The following is a 17,046-nucleotide window of genomic DNA, read 5'->3' as shown; positions in this document are numbered from 1 at the left end:
CGAGCCCCCAGGTGATCAGCCCGAAGGGCTAGATCACTTGACCCCAGCCGCGTCCATCCCCCGCAGCTCCTTCTTCAAATCCTGAATCTCATCCCTCAACCGAGCCGCCAACTCGAACTGCAACTCCCGAGCCGCATTCATCATCTGATCACTCAACGACTGCACCAGATCCGCCAGCTCAGACCGGGCCATCCCGGACCGCTCATGAGCCTGCAACACCCCAGCCGACCGGCCACCCTCCCCGTTGGCCCGCTTCCCCCGAGACTGGTTCCGCCCCGATCCCCCAACCGGAACCTCGTCCTCGACCTCGGAGTACACAGCCTCAAGAATGTCCGTGATCTTCTTCCGCAACGGCTGCGGATCAAGCCCCCGCTCAGTGTTGTAAGCGACCTGCTTCTCCCGCCGCCGGTTGGTCTCCTCGATCGCGTGCCGCATGGAGTCGGTGATCCGGTCCGCGTACATGTGGACCTCACCGGACACGTTACGAGCAGCACGACCAATCGTCTGCACCAACGACGTCCCGGACCGCAGGAACCCTTCCTTGTCCGCATCGAGAATCGCCACGAGCGAAACCTCAGGAAGGTCCAACCCCTCCCGCAGCAGGTTGATACCGATCAGCACGTCGTACTCGCCAAGACGAAGCTGCCGCAGCAACTCCACCCGCCGCAGCGTGTCGACCTCGGAGTGCAGGTACCGAACCCGGATCCCCAGCTCCAGCAGGTAGTCCGTGAGGTCCTCAGCCATCTTCTTCGTCAGCGTGGTGACGAGAACCCGCTCGTCCCGCTCGGCCCGCTCCCGAATCGAGTGCACCAGATCGTCGATCTGGCCCTCGGTCGGCTTCACGACGACCTCGGGGTCGATCAGGCCGGTAGGCCGGATCACCTGCTCGACGAACTCACCACCGGACTGCCCGAGCTCGTACGGCCCTGGAGTCGCGGACAGGTAGACGACCTGCCCGATCCGGTCGGCGAACTCCTCCCAGGTCAACGGCCGGTTGTCCAACGCGGACGGCAGCCGGAACCCGTGCTCGACCAGGTTGCGCTTGCGCGAAGCGTCGCCCTCGTACATGCCACCGATCTGCGGCACGGTCACGTGCGACTCGTCGATGACCATCAGGAAGTCGTCGGGGAAGTAGTCCAGCAGGGTCGCCGGCGCCGTCCCCGCGCCGCGGCCGTCGATGTGGCGGGAGTAGTTCTCGATGCCGTTGCAGAACCCGACCTGCCGCATCATCTCGATGTCGTAGGAGGTGCGCATGCGCAGTCGCTGCGCCTCCAGCAGCTTGCCCTGGCGCTCCATCTGGGCCAGCGTCGTCTCCAGCTCGGCCTCGATGTCGCGGATGGCCCGCTCCATCCGCTCCGGGCCGGCGACGTAGTGCGTGGCCGGGAAGATCCGGAGTTCGGAGACCTCGCGGACGACGTCACCGGTGAGCGGGTGCAGGTAGTAGAGCTTGTCGATCTCGTCGCCGAAGAACTCGACGCGGACGGCGAGCTCCTCGTAGGACGGGATGATCTCGACCGTGTCGCCGCGCACGCGGAACGAGCCGCGGGTGAACGACATGTCGTTGCGGGTGTACTGGACGTCGACGAGCAGGCGCAGGAACGCGTCCCGGTCGACCTCGACGCCCGTCTCCAGCTGGATCGAGCGGTCGAGGTACGACTGGGGCGTGCCCAGGCCGTAGATGCAGGACACCGAGGCGACCACGATGACGTCGCGCCGGGTGAGCAGCGACATCGTGGCGGAGTGGCGCAGCCGCTCGACGTCCTCGTTGATCGAGGAGTCCTTCTCGATGTACGTGTCCGTCTGCGGGATGTACGCCTCTGGCTGGTAGTAGTCGTAGTAGCTGACGAAGTACTCGACCGCGTTGTGCGGGAAGAGCTCCTTCAGCTCGTTCGCCAGCTGGGCGGCCAGCGTCTTGTTCGGCGCCATGACGAGCGTCGGGCGCTGCAGCCGTTCGACCAGCCACGCCGTGGTCGCCGACTTGCCCGTACCGGTGGCGCCGAGCAGCACCACGTCGCGCTCGCCGGCGCGCACGCGGCGTTCCAGATCGGCGATGGCCGCCGGCTGGTCACCGGCCGGCTGGTAGTCGCTGACCACGCGGAACTGCCCGTCGGAGCGGACGATGTCGCCGACGGGACGGTGCTCGGAGTGCGCCTTGACGGTGCTCTCCTCTGGCGGGAGCTCGGTTGCGAAAGCCACGGGAAGCACGTTACGCCGAGGGTCTGACAATTTCAGATCGGGCCTGGTCAGAGCCCTAATCGCAGGGGCAGCAGGTGCAGTCGCAGCAGTCACACCCGTCGCAGTCGAACGGGTTGTTGCGCCACTTGTCGCTCCACGGTCCCGGGAACGGGTCGCGGCAGCAGAACTGGCAGGTCCCGCACATGTAGAGCGACGCGCCGCAGCCTTCCAGGAACCCGCGCGGCCGCGGCTGGTAGGTCAGCCTCGGGTACGCCCACGGACCCCGGCCGGGGTTCACCGGAGTTCGCCTGCCGTCGTCGTGCCGGTCCCTGCCGAACACGCGGATGACCGACTCCTCCAGCTCGTGCACCAGCAGCTTGTGCACCAGCCGAGCGTCGGTGAACTCAACCTCGTCCAACGCCAGCCTGATGCCCGTCAGAGCGTCCAGGCACAGCCGATGCGCCTCGGCGACCGACGTGCCGGTGGCGATCAACGGGTTCCACGCGCCCGCCGCGCGGTCCGCCTCCAGGTCCTCCACGGCGTCCAGCAGGTGCGCGACCCGCCCGAACAGCCGCCCCACCTCGCGCAACGGCTCGGAGTTCTGCGGCCTCCCGGCGATGAACGCCGTCTCCGCCACCGCGAACCCGGTCGCGGTCTCGGTCGGCTCGGTCACCAGCAGCACCGAACTGCCCAGCCCCGCCGCGGCCTCGACCAGAGGCTGCCGCCGCACCGAATCCACCATCACCGACGCGTCGAACCCGAGGTCGGACGCCGTACCCAGCCCCTTGGCGGCCCAGCGCTGCGCCACCGCGCGCCCGGCCCACCCGAGCCGTCCGGCCAGCCCGTCACCGTCGTCCACGTGGTCGTGGATCTTCAACGACGCCAGCACCAGCGACACCGACGCCGCCAGCCGCGCACCGTCACCGATCGCCACGTCCGCGGACTTCAGTCCCCGCAACGCGCACGGCCCGGCCGGCCGCCGCGAGACGACGGACTGCGCCTCGACAGCGGCCGAGATCATCAGCCCGTCGTAGTTGGTGACGAGCCGCGAAAGGTGACCGTGCTCGTCGCGCAACGACAGGCACATCCCGCACAGGTGCGCGAGCCACGACGACCGCAGCTCAACGCCCATTCTGTTGCGGCAGGGGCGGATGATCCCGAACATGCGCGGCATCCTAAGTGGCCCCACGGCACAACGATGGCAGTATCGCTGACGTGGCACACATCCATCCGCCGAAGATCGAGTACTTCGACCTGGACGCCAAGAGCAACACAGATCCCAAGGGTCTGTTGAGGAGCGTCGACGAGTACCGCCTCACCCCGACGGGCCTCTACATGTTCCGGCCGCTCGCCGGGCATCCGAAGATCAGCCACTTCGAGAGCTGGTTCGTGCCCAAGCTCAACATCAGGGTCACGCGCCAGTCCTGGCACCCCGGTCACGAGCTCGACTTCGACTTCTACGTGGACGTCGTGGAGATCAACGCGGTCGGCAGCGTCTGGAAAACAACCGATCTGTACCTCGACCTGATCGTCCGAACAGGGCACAGCGTGATCGTGCTGGACACCGACGAGTTGATCACCGCAGTTCAGCACAGCTTGATCACCCCGGAACGCGCGCAGTGGGCGCTGGAAACCACCTACTCGGCGGTGTCCGGCATTTCAGCGCACGGTCACGATGTGGTCAGGTGGCTCACCTCTTCAGGTTGTCCCACCACCTGGCGTTGATACACAGAGTGTGGTCGTCATCTGACCGTGACGTAACGAATCGACCCGGCGTGTAACTCCGAGCACATATTTGACTACCCTCAGCGTCGTGGGAGCGGTCACTACACCTCAGTTGGTCGATGTCGTCGACACCATTTCCGGCGTGCGAACCTATTCGTCCGGCGGCTCGCGAACTCTCAGTTCGTGCGATGTCGAACGGTGGGGTCTGCGGATCGAGCATCCCACCCCGGAAGACCCGTTCTCCGACGCCGAGGTCACCTGGCTGATGCCCGAACTGGGCGTGCGCCTGACGACCTACCGCGCCCGCTCCCGGCACGCCCGCAGCGGCCCGAGCGTGCTGTCCGCGGTCCGCGTCGAGCGCGACCACCGCCACTGGCAGACCACGGACCTGTTGCTGGGCCTGGCAGTTCCCGGCGGCACCACGGCCCGCATCGTGCGCAGCGAGGAGTTCGCCGCCGCCGTGGCAGGCCGCGTCCTACGCCCAGGCGACGCCGACCAGGCGCTGCGCACCGTCCACCGCACCCTCGAAGAACTCAGCAACGTCAACCACAACCTGACGTCGTGGCTGACGTGGCACGGCATCTACGACGCCTGGCCGCCCCTGTAGGCCTCGACCCGCGCGACCGCCGCCTCCATCCACGGTTCCTTCGCCTCCCCGTAGGCGAAGGCTCCGGCATCGGCCGCGAACCGCTGGGACAACTCGAGCTTGAGCGCCGCGTACTCCTCCCGAGCCTGACCGTCGTGCCGCAGCCAGTCCCGGAAATCAACGGCCCACCGCCAGTTGGCAGCACCCTCGATCCGCACGTGCAGGTTCACCCGCCGCCCAGGATCCGACCCGGCGTGCAGCCGCTTGCTCCACTCCCCTTCACCACGTGGCGTGTCCTCATACGGCCCCACGTACGGAAACCCGGCCCGTGCCAACACATCCCGCAACCCGTCAGCGGTCTCCATGTCCTCGACGGCAAGCTGAAAGTCCAGCACGTCCTTCGCCGCAAGCCCAGGCACAGCCGTGGACCCGATGTGCTCCACGTGCCGCCCACCAGCCGCCACACTGATCCGCCGCGCAACCCGCCTCGCCTGCGCGGGCCACCGCTCGTCGTACGGCACCACAATCGGCGACCCGGACGCGTACGACTGCGTCCGCACGTTCTTCTCAAAGCCCACGAGCCGATCCCACAACCCGGTGATGTCCGGAACCTCACCCGAGTTGTCCAGCCACACATCGGCAACAGCCCGCCGCTGCTCGTCCGTGGCCTGCGCGGCAATCCGGTTCTCGGCATCCCGCCGATCCATGCCCCGACTGGTGACCAGCCGCTCCAACCGCGTGGCCGAGTCCGCGTACACCACGATCACGAGGTGATACGCCGCCGCCATGTCCCGCTCCACCAGCAACGGGATGTCGTGCACCACGATCGCGTCCTCGGGAGCCTCAGCCATCCGCTGCCCGGTCAACGCCCCGATACGCGGATGCGTGATCCCGTTGAGCGTCTGCCGAGCCTCCTCAGAAGCAAACGCCTTGGCAGCCAGCGCCGCCCGGTCCAACGTGCCGTCCCCGTTCAGCACGTCCTCACCGAACGCCTTGACGACCTCCCGAAGCCCCTCACTCCCAGGCTCCAAAACCTCACGCGCGAGCTTGTCCGCATCGATGACCACCGCACCATTGGCAGCGAGCAACCGCGCGACCGTCGACTTGCCGGACCCGATTCCCCCGGTCAACCCCACCCTGAGCATGCCGCCCAGGTTAGACCGGCGGCGTCATGGACTGCTGGGCCAGTACCGGCAGGATCGCCACGAGCTTCTCCTTGGGGATGAAGTTGTTGCGGTTGCGCACCACGAACGTCGACTTGCCGAGGAACCCGATGAGCAACTGCTCGTCCTTGCCCTCGATCAACGTCCCCTTCTGCTTGCCGACGTCAACCTCGGTGACCTTGGCCCCCTCAGCCCGCTCGGCCTCAACGCTCTCGCCAACCCGAGTACGAGCCGTCAAGTCATCCGTGTACGTCGACAACCCGATGACGATCTTCGCGTCCGGCAGGTTCTTCTTCTCGGGAATCCCGTAGTAGCAATCGATCTTGCCAGTACGCCCGATCCCAGGCTCCTTGATGCCGATGATGATCCGAGGCTCCCCAGGCAACTCCTGCCCGAGCGTCGCATTCATCACCTCAGCCGGCACCACGAGCTCACAGTCGTCCGGCAACGCCCGATCCACCATCAACGGAACCCGCGAAGGCGTAGTAGGCGGAGTGATCCTCGGGATCTGCGGCGGCGGCGCCTGAGTCTGCGGAACCGCAGCAGTACAGCCCGCACCAACCACCGCCAGCGCAACCGCGCCCAGCACCACGAAGAACCCGTTCCCACGCATAGGTTTGTCAACCTACACAACGGACTCAGCCCTCCACCACAGAGTGAACGGGTTGCACACCAAGCGGCGCCCAGTCGTTCAGCAAAGGCGTCTGCAAGTACTACCAACTCATGATCAAACCGCCGTTAACTACACCCAACTCCCCTCGCGCTCAAGCCCCGCCGCACCGCAGCCACGAACCCCTCCGGATCGTGCACCACGTCCCACCACGTGAATCTGAGCAGCGTCCAGCCGAGATGCAGCAAGCGGTTCTGCCTGTGCCGATCTCGATGCAACGCACGCGGAGCGTTGTGCACAGCAACGCCGTCGAACTCCATACCGAGGTGGCATTCTGGATAGGCGGCGTCGAGGCGCGCTACGAGCTCACCGCCGTCGAAAACCTCGTACTGAGTGCTCGGCGGCATGACGCCAGCGTCCCTCAACGCAAGTCTGCCAGCGGTTTCCAGGATCGACTCTGCTCGACCGTCCGCCTCAGCCACCCGCAGCTTGATCACACCGTCGCCACGTCCTCCGACACGCGCCGACAACGACATGGCGATCTGACGCGGAGAGACGATTCCGCGGCGGACAGCATCATCGATCGCCCAAACAGCGTTGAGTCTGGGCACTTCAGCAGACATGTCGAGCAACGAACGCACTGCGCTAGTCACGGGTACGCCATCACGAAGTTCGACGTCACCTTGCGCGAGAGCCCGGCCGTGACAGATCAACTCGCGTCTCCGGATACGCCGCTCGTTGCGTGCGACGGTGACGTGTTCCGGCCATCTTCCATCAGGTACAGCCAGCCCGTGGACACGCGCAGCGGTCTGATGACTCGCAACCGCATCTGCCACCCCAGAACTCAGCACAGCGGCCCTCGCCAACGCCAACGGAGCTGACTCTGATCCTCGGCGCACGTACACACAACGTTGCACGCGTCGAATCCGCCCCGTCCGCAGCGCCTTCATGATCTGGTCGGGATCTACGCCGTCACGCAGCGCTCGCTCGCGCAAGATCAATCCGTCGTGCTCAATGACATCGTCAATCCACTCGTCCATCGGCTCAGCGTGCTCCAGCGCGACCTCGCAGTGCTGCCTTGCTCCTGAACCTGTGGATAACCCAGGCAGTTGGTAGTAGATAAGTGCCTGTTGATCTTGGGTTGGTGGTACTTGCAGACGCCACAAGGGCAAACAAAAGACCCCCGCACCAACAGGTGCGGGGGTCTTGAGGTCTAACTAGCTAGCGACAGACTCACATGCCGCCAGACAGCTTCTCCCGAAGCGCGGCAAGCTGCTCGTCCGAAGCGAGCGTGCCACCGGACTGAGCCGGCGCGCCGACCGAAGCCGAAGGAGCGTCGCCACCGGAGGTGTAGTTGCCCGCACCCTCAGCAGTCGCCTCTTCCTCAGCCTCAGCGGCCTTGCGGATCTGCTTCATGTGGGCCTCGTAACGAGTGTGGGCCTCAGCGTACTGACGCTCCCACTCCTCACGCTGCTTGTCGAAGCCGTCCTGCCACTCCTGGGTCTCCGGGTCGAAGCCCTCGGGGTAGATGTAGTTGCCCTGGTCGTCGTACTCGGCGGCCATGCCGTACTGGGTCGGGTCGAACTCGGTGTCGACCGTGAAGCCCTCGTTGGCCTGCTTGAGCGACAGCGAGATGCGGCGACGGTCGAGGTCGATGTCGATGACCTTGACCATGACGTCGTCGCCGACCTGGACGACCTGCTCCGGGATCTCGACGTGGCGCTCGGCCAGCTCGGAGATGTGGACCAGGCCCTCGATGCCCTCGTCCACGCGGACGAACGCACCGAACGGAACCAGCTTCGTGACCTTGCCCGGCACGATCTGGGCGATCGCGTGGGTGCGGGCGAACTGGCGCCACGGGTCTTCCTGGGTCGCCTTCAGCGAGAGGGAGACGCGCTCGCGCTCCATGTCGACGTCGAGAACCTCGACGGTGACTTCCTGGCCGACCTCGACAACCTCGGACGGGTGGTCGATGTGCTTCCAGGACAGCTCCGAGACGTGCACGAGGCCGTCGACGCCACCCAGGTCCACGAAGGCACCGAAGTTGACGATCGAGGACACGACGCCCTTGCGGACCTGGCCCTTCTGCAGCTGGTTGAGGAACTCGCTGCGGACCTCGGACTGGGTCTGCTCGAGCCACGCGCGGCGGGACAGGACCACGTTGTTGCGGTTCTTGTCCAGCTCGATGATCTTCGCCTCGAGCTCACGGCCGACGTACGGCTGGAGGTCGCGGACGCGACGCATCTCGACGAGCGAGGCGGGGAGGAAGCCGCGGAGGCCGATGTCGAGGATGAGACCACCCTTGACGACCTCGATGACCGTGCCCTTGACGGGCTCGTCCTTCTCCTTGAGCGCCTCGATGGTGCCCCAGGCCCGCTCGTACTGAGCGCGCTTCTTGGAGAGGATCAGACGGCCTTCCTTGTCCTCCTTCTGGAGAACAAGCGCCTCGACCTCGTCACCGACCTTGACGACCTCGTTGGGGTCGACGTCGTGCTTGATCGACAGTTCGCGCGAGGGGATGACGCCCTCGGTCTTGTAGCCGATGTCGAGCAGGACCTCGTCCCGATCGACCTTGACGATGGTGCCCTCAACGATGTCGCCATCGTTGAAGTACTTGATCGTCTTGTCGATAGCTGCGAGGAAGTCCTCCTCCGTCCCGATGTCGTTGATCGCGACCTGCTTGGGAGCAGCGGCAACGGGGGCGGTGGTGGTGTCGGTGGACATTAGGTAGGTGGCTCCGGTACGGATTGGCATTGATTGGCTGGTAGTGGTGCGCGCGCAGCGTCGCAGCGACCTGGAATCCGTCGGTTCTGGATCATGGGCAGCACTAACCCACTACGCACGCGATATCGTACGCGGCCGCGAGACGAGCAAGCAAACCAGCCCCCAGGTGAAGGAGCAGTGTGTCCAACCAGCACGCGAGCGCGGAGCAAGCGCTCGGCACGGCCGGCATCGTCAAGCGCGGGGCGGACGCCGCCGAGTCACGCGTGGCGAACCGCATCTGGTGGGACGCGGACGCCGACGACTACCACGACACGCACGGCGACTTCCTCGGTGCGGCGGACTTCGTCTGGTGCCCGGAGGGCCTGCGCGAGGAGGACTCCCGTTTCCTGGGTGAAGTCGCTGGTCAGCGCATCCTCGAAGTGGGCGCCGGCAGTGCTCCCTGCGCCCGCTGGCTCAAGGTCAACGGCGCGAACGCCACCGCGCTCGACATCTCCGAGGGCATGCTCCGCCACGCGCGTGAGAACAACGCCAAGACCGGCATCGACGTCCCCCTCGTGCAGGCCAGTGCTGATCAACTGCCCTTCCGGGACGGAAGCTTCGACGCCGCCTGCTCCGCGTTCGGCGCCGTACCTTTCGTGGCGAACGTGCAGGAGGTCTTCAGCGAGGTCGCCCGCGTGTTGCGCCCCGGCGCGCCGTGGGTGTTCGCGGTCAACCACCCGATGCGGTGGATCTTCCCGGACGACCCCGGCCCGCTCGGCCTCACCGTCACGCAGTCGTACTTCGACCGCACGCCCTATGTAGAGGTGGACGGGGAGGGCCACGCCGTCTACGTCGAGCACCACCGCACGCTCGGCGACTACGTCCGCGCGCTCAAGAACACGGGATTCGTCCTCGAAGACCTCGTCGAGCCCGAGTGGCCGAAGGGTCACACCCGCAACTGGGGCCAGTGGAGCCCGCTGCGCGGCAAGCTCTTCCCCGGCACCGCGATCTTCCGCACCCGCCTGACGTCGTAATCTCCTCGGTCATGACCTCGGCACGCGGACTCGTAGCGGCCCAGTCAGCTCGTTTCGCGGCGCTGGACCCGCTGCTCCCGCCCGCCACCGAACCGCCGATGGACGGCCACGTCATCACGGCGGCGCTGGCGGACGGCGAGCGCGTCGCCGGGGTCATCAGCCACCAGAGGTTCGACCGGCTCTCGACCACCCGGCTGTGGTCGGCGGCCGAGGTGTGGGAACTGTTACCGCTGGTCGGTGACACACAGGGCATGGACGCGCTCCTCAAGCGGTGGCGCAGGCACCTCGACACGCAGGAGATAGGCGAGGACACGGCGTGCGTCGTGCACTGGCCGAGCCGTGACACAAAGGCCGCACGGGCGTTCCTCGACCACGGCCTGGTGCCGCTGTCCGTGCTCGGGATCAGGCTGCGGACTCCGCATCCGCACGTCCCCCGCACGCTCACGATCCGCCGGGCCACCCCGCACGACCTGGAAGTCGTGCTGGAGCTGTCGCTCGTGGAGCTGGAGTACTCGTCGTTCGTCGGCTCCACGATCGTCCGCCCGGAGGCGCCGGCCCTCAAACGACGCGCGCTCACCGACCGCCTGAACAACGCGAGCCCCATCTGGCTGGCCGAACGCGACGGCATCGCGGTGGCGCTCGCCGAGTGCGCGATCGTGTCGTCCGAACCGGGCACGAGCGCGGCGGCGAGGCTGCCGCGCGGCCGCTGGGGCTATGTGAACTGCGTCTCCGTGCTGCCCGGCGCACGCGGCAGCGGTATCGGCCAGCAGCTCGTCGCCTACGCCCACCAGGAACTTCACCGGATGGGCGCGGTCGGCACGTACCTCTACTACAACCCGCCGAACCCGCTGAGCTCGGTGTTCTGGCCGCGTCAGGGCTACCGGCCGCTGTGGACCGTCTGGGAAGTACGCCCCGCCTCCGCCCTTAGGTGACCTATGTCCGAGTTGCCGCCGGGCGAAGTCTGCGGGAGAATTTGTACTGACCGGTCAGTTTAAACGGAAGGTAAAGACGTGGAGATCCACGCAAGTCGCGCAGGTGTCAACGGGGGCCATGGTCCCCTGCTCCGGCCGACTTCGCTGACCGTGAAGCCGGGCGAGCTGACCCTGATCGCGGGCGAGCCCGGCGCCGGTCACACCGCGCTCGGCCTGCTGCTGTCCGGTCGGATGAAGCCCTCGACGGGCACGGTGTCGCCGGACGCGAAGACGCTGCGCAAGCAGGTCGTGCTGATCGACGCCCCCGAGGTGAACGAGCCGGAGGACGCGCTGTCCCTGACCGCCGTCGTCGGCGAGGAGCTCGCGATGAACGGCATGCCTTCCGGCAAGAAGGCGGTGCACGACTGGTTGGTCGAGCACGCCGCCGACGAACACGCCGACAAGCGTTTTGAGCACGTGCCGGCGCACACGCGGTGCGCGGTGATGCTCGAACTGGCCTCCGCGCGCCCTGGCGTCACCACGCTCGTTCTCGACTGCCCGGACCGCTACCACCCCAACCCGCGCGAGTGGTTCGCCTTGGCGCACAACTACGTGACCCCCGAACGGTCCGTGGTCGCCCTGTGCTCGAACTCCTCGGCTCACATCCTCGACATCCCGCACGCGCGCCTTGGTGAGGACAACGACACCAAGATGGAGATCACCGCATGAGCGCCCTTCGCATGGCCTTCAACGAGCTCCGCCGGATCACCTCCGGCAAGCTCCCCAAGCTCGCCGTCCTGGCTCTGGCGCTCGTGCCTTTGCTGTACGCGTCGCTCTACCTGTACGCCAACAAGGACCCGTACGCGAACCTCAACCACGTGCCCGCCGCGCTGGTGGTGAAGGACAAGGGAGCCAAGGACCTCAACGCCGGCAAGGACGTCGCGGACGAGCTGCTGAAAGGCCAGAAGTTCAACTGGCAGGTCGTCGACGACGCCGACGAGGGCGTGCGCAAGGGCAAGTACATCTTCGCCCTCACGCTGCCGGAGGACTTCTCCGAAGCACTTACGTCCGCGGAACAGAACAAGCCGCGTCAAGGCGTGCTGACGCTGACGACCAACGACGCCAACAACTACCTGGGCAGCACGATCGCGAACCAGGTCGTCTCCGAGGTGCGCCGCGCGGTCACGGCGAAGGTCTCCACCGAGGCCGCCGACAAGCTGCTGCTCGGCTTCTCCACGATCCGCCAGGAGACCACCAAGGCCGTCGACGGCGCCAAGCAGCTCGCGGACGGCGGCGCCACGCTGCGCGACAAGCTGGGTGAGCTCGACAGCGGTGTCCAGCAGATGTCCACCGGTGCGGTGACGGCGGCCAACGGTGCCGCGCAGCTGCGTGACGGCACGCACGAACTCCGTTCGCAGACCGCGCAACTGCCCGACGGCGCGAAGAAGATCGCCGACGGCGCGCGCCAGGTCGCGAACGGCAACGAGACCGCCGCGACCCAGGCCGAGGAGTACGCGAAGAAGGCCCAGGCCCTCGTCGGCGTGCTCGACCAGGCCAACGGCGACATCGCGGCCCGCTTGCGCGCGCTGGGGTTCACCGAAGAGCAGGTGCAGAACGTCCTGACCACGCTCGGCCAGGTCCGCAAGCCCGTCGACGACGCCAACGGCAAGGTCCAGGGCGCCGCCGGTGACCTGCGCAAGCTAGCGACCGGCGCGGACCAGGTGGCCGACGGCGCCGAGCAGCTCTCGTCCAAGATGCCCGGCCTGGTCGCCGGCGTCGTCAGGCTCGACGACGGCGCGACGAAGCTCGCCGACGGCAACGCCCAGCTCCGCGACGGCCTGCAGAAGGCCGCGACCGGTACACCGCAGCTGAAGGACGGCGCCACGAAGCTCGCGAGCGGTTCCGCGGAACTGCACGACGGCCTGTCCGGTGGGGTGAACAAGATCCCGAACCAGGACGACCCGACCCGCGCGGCCATCGCGCAGGCGATCGGTGACCCGGTGGCGGTGCGCGGCCTGTCCCAGACGAAGGCCGCCACGTACGGCGCCGGCCTCGCCCCGTTCTTCCTGGGCCTGGCGACGTGGATCGGCGCGTTCGTGCTGTTCCTGCTGCTGCGCCCGCTCTCACGCCGTGCGCTGGCCGCGGGTCAGTCCGCGCTGCGAGTGGCGTTGGGCGGTTGGTTGCCTGGTGCGTTGCTCGGCGTCGTGCAGGTGCTCGTGATGTTCACGGTCGTGCGGTTCGTGGTGGACATCGAGCCGTCGAACCCCTTCGGCACGTTCGGGTTCCTCGTGCTGATGTCGTTGACGTTCGTGGCGATCCTGCACGCGCTGAACGCCGCGTTCGGTGCCGTCGGCAAGTTCCTGGGGCTGATCCTGCTGATCCTGCAGCTGGTCAGCGCGGGTGGCACGTTCCCGTGGCAGACGATCCCGGTGCCGCTGTATCCCCTGCACTACGGCCTGCCGATGGGCTACGCGGTCGACGGCCTGCGTCACCTGATGTACGGCGGTGACCTCGGCAGCGTCGGAAAGGACGCTTTGATCCTTCTCGCCTGGCTGGTCGGAGCCCTAGCCTTGTCGTCCGTGGCGGCCTACAAGCAGCGGGTGTGGACAGCGTCCAAGCTGAAGCCGGAGCTCGTGCTGTGAGCGCGCGAACGACAGCGACCAAGCAGAAGCTCTTCGACGCGGCGTTGAAGCTGGTCGGCGAACGGGGCGCGGCCTCGGTGACGGTCGACGAGATCGCCGCGGAGGCAGGTGTCGCCAAGGGCACGATCTACTACAACTTCGCCTCGAAGGACGCCCTGGTCGAGGCCTTGCTCCACCACGGAGTGGAGATCCTCGCGGGCCGGTTGCGATCCGCCGAGGGCTCGGAGGACTCACTGGAGGCGCTGGTCGACGAGATGCTCGGCTTCTGGGCCGAGTACCCGGCGTTCGGCCAGCTGCTGGTGTCCGAGCTGTGGCGCACGCCGGGCCAGTGGCACGGCACCCTCTCGCTACTGCGCGACGACATCGTGTCGATCGTGCGCGGTCACATGAAGCGCCTGTCCGACGCGGGCCGCCTGCCCGACGGGGTCGAGGTCGGCACCGCGTCGGCGGCGTTGTTCGGCACGCTGCTCGTGATCGCGCTGGACTGGCAGGTCTTCCAGCCGGAGCGGTCACGGGCGGAGGTGCGCGACTCGGTCATGCACCTGGTGCGCGGACTGGGACCGGCCCGCTAGAGATCAGCCAGCAGTTCGGGCCGCTGCAACGCACTGACCTGCGCGATCACGACCACCGCCAGTGCGGCCGCCACGACGGCCAGCACCGCGGAGGCCACCGCGACGACGCGATAGCCGGATCCGCTGCCGAGGAACGTCTCGGCAGCCTCCGACGCCATCATGGCCAGGAACGTCCACTGCCACGGCTTGATCCACCGGCTCGGCACGCGTTGCTCGAACGGCACGTCCCGCTGCGCGTGATCGGACGCCCGCCACACGTCCGCCATCTGCTTCACCTCGCGCAACGCGATGGCACCGGCGTTCTGCGACGCGTTGCGGACCCAGATTCCGAACGCCACCGCCGCGGGCGCCAACAGCAGCAGCGCCGCCAGGTCCCACATCGGGTCGCCGTCGCCGGGGTGGAGCGCGGTGCCGAGCACGGACGCGACTGCCACCACCACGATCAGCACCTGGGTCACGTGGCCGCTGATCCGGACGTCCTTCAGATCGATGTAGCCGCTCATCACGCGTCCACCTGAACGGGAACGGCTTCCTGCATCCCGTTCACCTGCTTGATCATCTGGGCGGCGAGCACCGCGGCCGTGATCGAGGCCAGCACGGCGATCGTGGCCAGCATCGCGACGTCCTGCTCGGCGCTCAGGCCTGCCACCGTCGAGATCAGGTTCGAGCCGATGTAGCAGAGCCACCACGCCTTGACGAGGCCGCTCGCGGGCCGCTGCTTCAGCCCGGCCATGGGCCGCGTGCGGTCCGACCCGCGCCAGATGTCCTGCATCACCGCGTACGGGATGAACAGGTTGGCGAGCGGGATGATCCAGCCGACGAACACCCACATGTTGGTGTAGCGAGCCTGGTGCGTCGACGTGATGACGTCGGCGTTGAGCCGCGCCTGACTCATCCACACGACGAACAGCACACCGGCCACGACGTGCACGAGCAACGAGATCCAGTAGGAGATCTCGGCCGCCGCCACGGACACGGTGACCCACAGCATCGCGGTCGTCGCGACCTCGGCGGTCACCGCGATCGCGATCGCTCCCGCAGCCGCCGTTCCGATGGCATGCGCGGGCCTGACAACACTCATGACTTCCCCCAGAAAACCCACGTCCCCCGACGTCGGCGCGGAGCGTACAACCTCAACGCCCGATCGAGCGATACCTTTGGTCGAGCGGGGCGAAACGGTCGCCGGTACGAACGAAGACATGCCGAAACCGCTAAGCATCCTCGTCGCTCTGCTCGCGTGCACCGTGCTGACGGCCCCCACCGCGCTGGCCGAACCCGAACCCGCGAAGGCCACCGCCGACTTCCAGGAAGCGCTGTTCACCCCCGTCGCCGGCGTCCTCGACTTCGAGGAGACAGCCGACGGCATCAAGGTCGCCGGCGAGTTCAAGAAGGGCTTCTCCTCCGACCTGCCGTCGGACTACCAGCTGATAGTTCTCGACAACGCGGAGGTGGTGCTGGACTTCAGCAAGGACTTCCAGAAGGTCGCCGAGATCGAGGCAGCGGAGGTCACGGCGTTCGAGTTCGTCACGAAGACCAAGCAGAAGATCGCGGACATCCGCAACGAGGACGTGGTCGTCCGCCAGCTCGTCGACGTGGCGGCCGGCATCAAGGTGCAGGCGGAGATCGGCAGGGCCAAGATCCAGAAGACCGAGGTCCGGCAAGGCTGAGGCTTCAGCGGGCGTCCTCGTGATGCAGCGAGGGCGCCCGTCCCTCGAGCCCTCGTTCGACGGCCTCCAGCACCGCACGGTTCGTGCGCAGCGTGGCGTCGTGCATGAAGTGACCGAGCAACACCTGTTGTGTCGGGTGCGGCAGCACCGGGTCCGGCACCGGCGCGCACGTGTGCACCTCCACCACCGGCGCGTTGTCTGCCAGAAGGTGCTGCACGGCCTTGAGCACACCTGAGCGGTAGTTGTTGTGCACCCATGCGACCAGCAGGTTCACCGGCTTTCCCTGCAGTTCGTACTCGACCTCGGACGCCAGCTCCCGCGGCTTGGTCCAGTCCGCCCTGACCCACGTCGGCCGGTGGCCCCGGGAGATCGTCGCCCGCGCCGCCCGGCCAGGCGCGTCGTCGGCCATCAGGGGCTGGGTCCGCGACGGCAGCACCACCCGCCAGCCGCGCGCCACCAGCAGCTGCGCACATCCCGCCAACATCCCGGTCCCACCGAGCACCAGCGCCGTTCTCACCGAGCACGCTCCTCCCCGACCGAGGCGAGCGGTCCCGAGAGCCACCGCTCCACCTGCCCCTGCCCGCGCAACCGCACGACCACGACGTCGTCGACCAGGGCGAGCACCCTGGCCCGGTTGCGCCGGTAGCTCTTCCAGCCCCATCGCAGGATGTGCTCGGAGTCGGTGAACGCCGACCACAGCGACGGCTCCTGGTTACCGTTCCACAACTCCACCCCCGCCGCGCGACGTCTGACCGTGCGACTCACCAGCCGCCCCATCACGACCGGGAACTGGTGGTCGAGCCACACCACGGTGTCCGCCCGAGCCAGCAACGCGGGCCGCGCCACCTTGTACTGGTACTCGGTGATCCAGCGGTCCTCCCGCGTGAACGCGGCGACCTCGGCGAGGAACTCCGGCCGCGGCGTCCACTGTGGACCCCAGTAGAGGCTGTCCAGCTCGACGCGCAGGAGGTCGTGCTGGTCGGCGATGCGACGGCAGAGGGTCGACTTGCCGGATCCGGCGTTGCCCGCGACGAGAACACGCCGGGGCACGTGCGGCAGCGGATCAGCTGGTCCGAGCAACGGCATCGGGCCAGGTTAGGCGAAAACCCAATGATCACAACACTTTGCGCCGCACAAGGCCCGGCGGAACGGAGCATGGCGGCGGATGCGTTGTCACTGCTGGTCGAGCTGACGGAAGTGCTGGCCAGGGGACGACGAGCCGGAACCCGTCACTGCCGACCGCGGCGATGTGGCGGAT

Annotated in this window: 18 protein-coding genes; 8 read left to right on the top strand and 10 right to left on the bottom strand. The window is 67.3% G+C overall.

The window, feature by feature from the left end; translation table 11 throughout:
* Positions 1–33: 33 nt before the first annotated feature.
* Together uvrB and SK803_RS44465 are read right to left on the bottom strand one after the other, a co-directional pair.
* Entirely contained in the window at positions 34–2,196 is a 2,163-nt protein-coding gene (gene uvrB / locus SK803_RS44470) for an excinuclease ABC subunit UvrB (protein WP_319972295.1), read from the bottom strand.
* Positions 2,197–2,251: 55 nt separating this feature from the next.
* Positions 2,252–3,340 (bottom strand): DUF5685 family protein, encoded by a 1,089-nt coding sequence (locus SK803_RS44465; protein ID WP_319972294.1) that lies wholly within the window; start codon positions 3,338–3,340, stop codon positions 2,252–2,254.
* Between the two features lie 50 nt (positions 3,341–3,390).
* Between SK803_RS44465 and SK803_RS44460 the strand changes: the two genes are divergently transcribed.
* Both SK803_RS44460 and SK803_RS44455 read left to right on the top strand, forming a co-directional pair.
* Positions 3,391–3,900, top strand: coding sequence for a DUF402 domain-containing protein (locus tag SK803_RS44460; RefSeq protein ID WP_319972292.1), 510 nt, complete (start codon positions 3,391–3,393; stop codon positions 3,898–3,900).
* A 142-nt stretch (positions 3,901–4,042) separates the two neighbouring features.
* Positions 4,043–4,507: a DUF402 domain-containing protein gene (locus SK803_RS44455; RefSeq protein WP_319972291.1), complete on the top strand. Its 465-nt coding sequence runs from the start codon at positions 4,043–4,045 to the stop codon at positions 4,505–4,507.
* On the opposite strand, the gene coaE is transcribed toward SK803_RS44455, so the two are convergent.
* From coaE to rpsA, 4 genes are all read right to left on the bottom strand, one after another.
* Positions 4,483–5,631, bottom strand: coding sequence for a dephospho-CoA kinase (coaE, locus tag SK803_RS44450; protein ID WP_319972290.1), 1,149 nt, complete (start codon positions 5,629–5,631; stop codon positions 4,483–4,485). The two genes, SK803_RS44455 and coaE, sit on opposite strands and share 25 nt — an antisense overlap.
* A gap of 10 nt (positions 5,632–5,641) precedes the next feature.
* A complete protein-coding gene (locus tag SK803_RS44445; RefSeq protein WP_319972289.1) occupies positions 5,642–6,262 on the bottom strand; it encodes a DUF3558 domain-containing protein in 621 nt (206 codons plus the stop codon).
* 125 nt (positions 6,263–6,387) lie between these two features.
* Positions 6,388–7,299 (bottom strand): hypothetical protein, encoded by a 912-nt coding sequence (locus tag SK803_RS44440; RefSeq protein WP_319972288.1) that lies wholly within the window; start codon positions 7,297–7,299, stop codon positions 6,388–6,390.
* Positions 7,300–7,492: 193 nt separating this feature from the next.
* Positions 7,493–8,983: a 30S ribosomal protein S1 gene (gene rpsA, locus SK803_RS44435; protein WP_319972286.1), complete on the bottom strand. Its 1,491-nt coding sequence runs from the start codon at positions 8,981–8,983 to the stop codon at positions 7,493–7,495.
* Positions 8,984–9,162: 179 nt separating this feature from the next.
* Between rpsA and SK803_RS44430 the strand changes: the two genes are divergently transcribed.
* The 5 genes from SK803_RS44430 (at position 9,163) to SK803_RS44410 (ending at position 14,121) form a co-directional block, all read left to right on the top strand.
* Positions 9,163–9,996, top strand: coding sequence for a class I SAM-dependent methyltransferase (locus SK803_RS44430; RefSeq protein WP_319972285.1), 834 nt, complete (start codon positions 9,163–9,165; stop codon positions 9,994–9,996).
* A gap of 11 nt (positions 9,997–10,007) precedes the next feature.
* Positions 10,008–10,928, top strand: a complete 921-nt coding sequence (locus SK803_RS44425) for a GNAT family N-acetyltransferase (RefSeq protein ID WP_319972284.1) — start codon at positions 10,008–10,010, stop codon at positions 10,926–10,928.
* Positions 10,929–11,006: 78 nt separating this feature from the next.
* A complete protein-coding gene (locus SK803_RS44420) occupies positions 11,007–11,636 on the top strand; it encodes an ATP-binding cassette domain-containing protein (RefSeq protein ID WP_319972283.1) in 630 nt (209 codons plus the stop codon).
* The gene (locus SK803_RS44415; RefSeq protein WP_319972282.1) at positions 11,633–13,549 is read left to right on the top strand and encodes a YhgE/Pip domain-containing protein; all 1,917 of its coding nucleotides are present in this window, start codon (positions 11,633–11,635) and stop codon (positions 13,547–13,549) included. Before SK803_RS44420 ends, SK803_RS44415 begins: the two co-directional genes overlap by 4 nt.
* Positions 13,546–14,121: a TetR/AcrR family transcriptional regulator gene (locus tag SK803_RS44410; RefSeq protein ID WP_319972281.1), complete on the top strand. Its 576-nt coding sequence runs from the start codon at positions 13,546–13,548 to the stop codon at positions 14,119–14,121. Before SK803_RS44415 ends, SK803_RS44410 begins: the two co-directional genes overlap by 4 nt.
* Here the strand turns inward: SK803_RS44410 and SK803_RS44405 are convergent.
* On the bottom strand, positions 14,118–14,624 hold the full coding sequence (locus tag SK803_RS44405; RefSeq protein ID WP_319972280.1) for a hypothetical protein: 507 nt from the start codon (positions 14,622–14,624) through the stop codon (positions 14,118–14,120). The two genes, SK803_RS44410 and SK803_RS44405, sit on opposite strands and share 4 nt — an antisense overlap.
* Positions 14,624–15,202, bottom strand: coding sequence for a DUF4328 domain-containing protein (locus SK803_RS44400; RefSeq protein ID WP_319972279.1), 579 nt, complete (start codon positions 15,200–15,202; stop codon positions 14,624–14,626). The genes SK803_RS44405 and SK803_RS44400 overlap by 1 nt, the downstream gene beginning before the upstream one ends.
* Positions 15,203–15,320: 118 nt before the next feature.
* Between SK803_RS44400 and SK803_RS44395 the strand changes: the two genes are divergently transcribed.
* A complete protein-coding gene (locus tag SK803_RS44395) occupies positions 15,321–15,788 on the top strand; it encodes a hypothetical protein (protein ID WP_319972278.1) in 468 nt (155 codons plus the stop codon).
* Between the two features lie 4 nt (positions 15,789–15,792).
* Here the strand turns inward: SK803_RS44395 and SK803_RS44390 are convergent, their stop codons facing one another.
* Together SK803_RS44390 and SK803_RS44385 are read right to left on the bottom strand one after the other, a co-directional pair.
* Entirely contained in the window at positions 15,793–16,305 is a 513-nt protein-coding gene (locus SK803_RS44390) for an SDR family oxidoreductase (protein WP_319972277.1), read from the bottom strand.
* Positions 16,302–16,874: a P-loop NTPase family protein gene (locus SK803_RS44385; RefSeq protein WP_319972276.1), complete on the bottom strand. Its 573-nt coding sequence runs from the start codon at positions 16,872–16,874 to the stop codon at positions 16,302–16,304. Before SK803_RS44385 ends, SK803_RS44390 begins: the two co-directional genes overlap by 4 nt.
* Between the last annotated feature and the right edge of the window lie 172 nt (positions 16,875–17,046).

It is taken from the genome of Lentzea miocenica, from assembly GCF_033949945.1.
GTDB lineage: Bacteria > Actinomycetota > Actinomycetes > Mycobacteriales > Pseudonocardiaceae > Lentzea > Lentzea miocenica.
Note: the sequence above shows the minus strand (reverse complement) of the source record. Positions and strands in the feature narration are given on the sequence as shown.

Coding starts and splice junctions, on each gene's coding strand:
- SK803_RS44465 (WP_319972294.1), bottom strand. CDS start 3,340: ATGTTCGGGATCATCCGCCCCTGCCGCAACAGAATGGGCGTTGAGCTG.
- coaE (WP_319972290.1), bottom strand. CDS start 5,631: ATGCTCAGGGTGGGGTTGACCGGGGGAATCGGGTCCGGCAAGTCGACG.
- SK803_RS44445 (WP_319972289.1), bottom strand. CDS start 6,262: ATGCGTGGGAACGGGTTCTTCGTGGTGCTGGGCGCGGTTGCGCTGGCG.
- SK803_RS44440 (WP_319972288.1), bottom strand. CDS start 7,299: ATGGACGAGTGGATTGACGATGTCATTGAGCACGACGGATTGATCTTG.
- rpsA (WP_319972286.1), bottom strand. CDS start 8,983: ATGTCCACCGACACCACCACCGCCCCCGTTGCCGCTGCTCCCAAGCAG.
- SK803_RS44425 (WP_319972284.1), top strand. CDS start 10,008: ATGACCTCGGCACGCGGACTCGTAGCGGCCCAGTCAGCTCGTTTCGCG.
- SK803_RS44415 (WP_319972282.1), top strand. CDS start 11,633: ATGAGCGCCCTTCGCATGGCCTTCAACGAGCTCCGCCGGATCACCTCC.
- SK803_RS44405 (WP_319972280.1), bottom strand. CDS start 14,624: ATGAGCGGCTACATCGATCTGAAGGACGTCCGGATCAGCGGCCACGTG.
- SK803_RS44400 (WP_319972279.1), bottom strand. CDS start 15,202: ATGAGTGTTGTCAGGCCCGCGCATGCCATCGGAACGGCGGCTGCGGGA.
- SK803_RS44395 (WP_319972278.1), top strand. CDS start 15,321: ATGCCGAAACCGCTAAGCATCCTCGTCGCTCTGCTCGCGTGCACCGTG.
- SK803_RS44385 (WP_319972276.1), bottom strand. CDS start 16,874: ATGCCGTTGCTCGGACCAGCTGATCCGCTGCCGCACGTGCCCCGGCGT.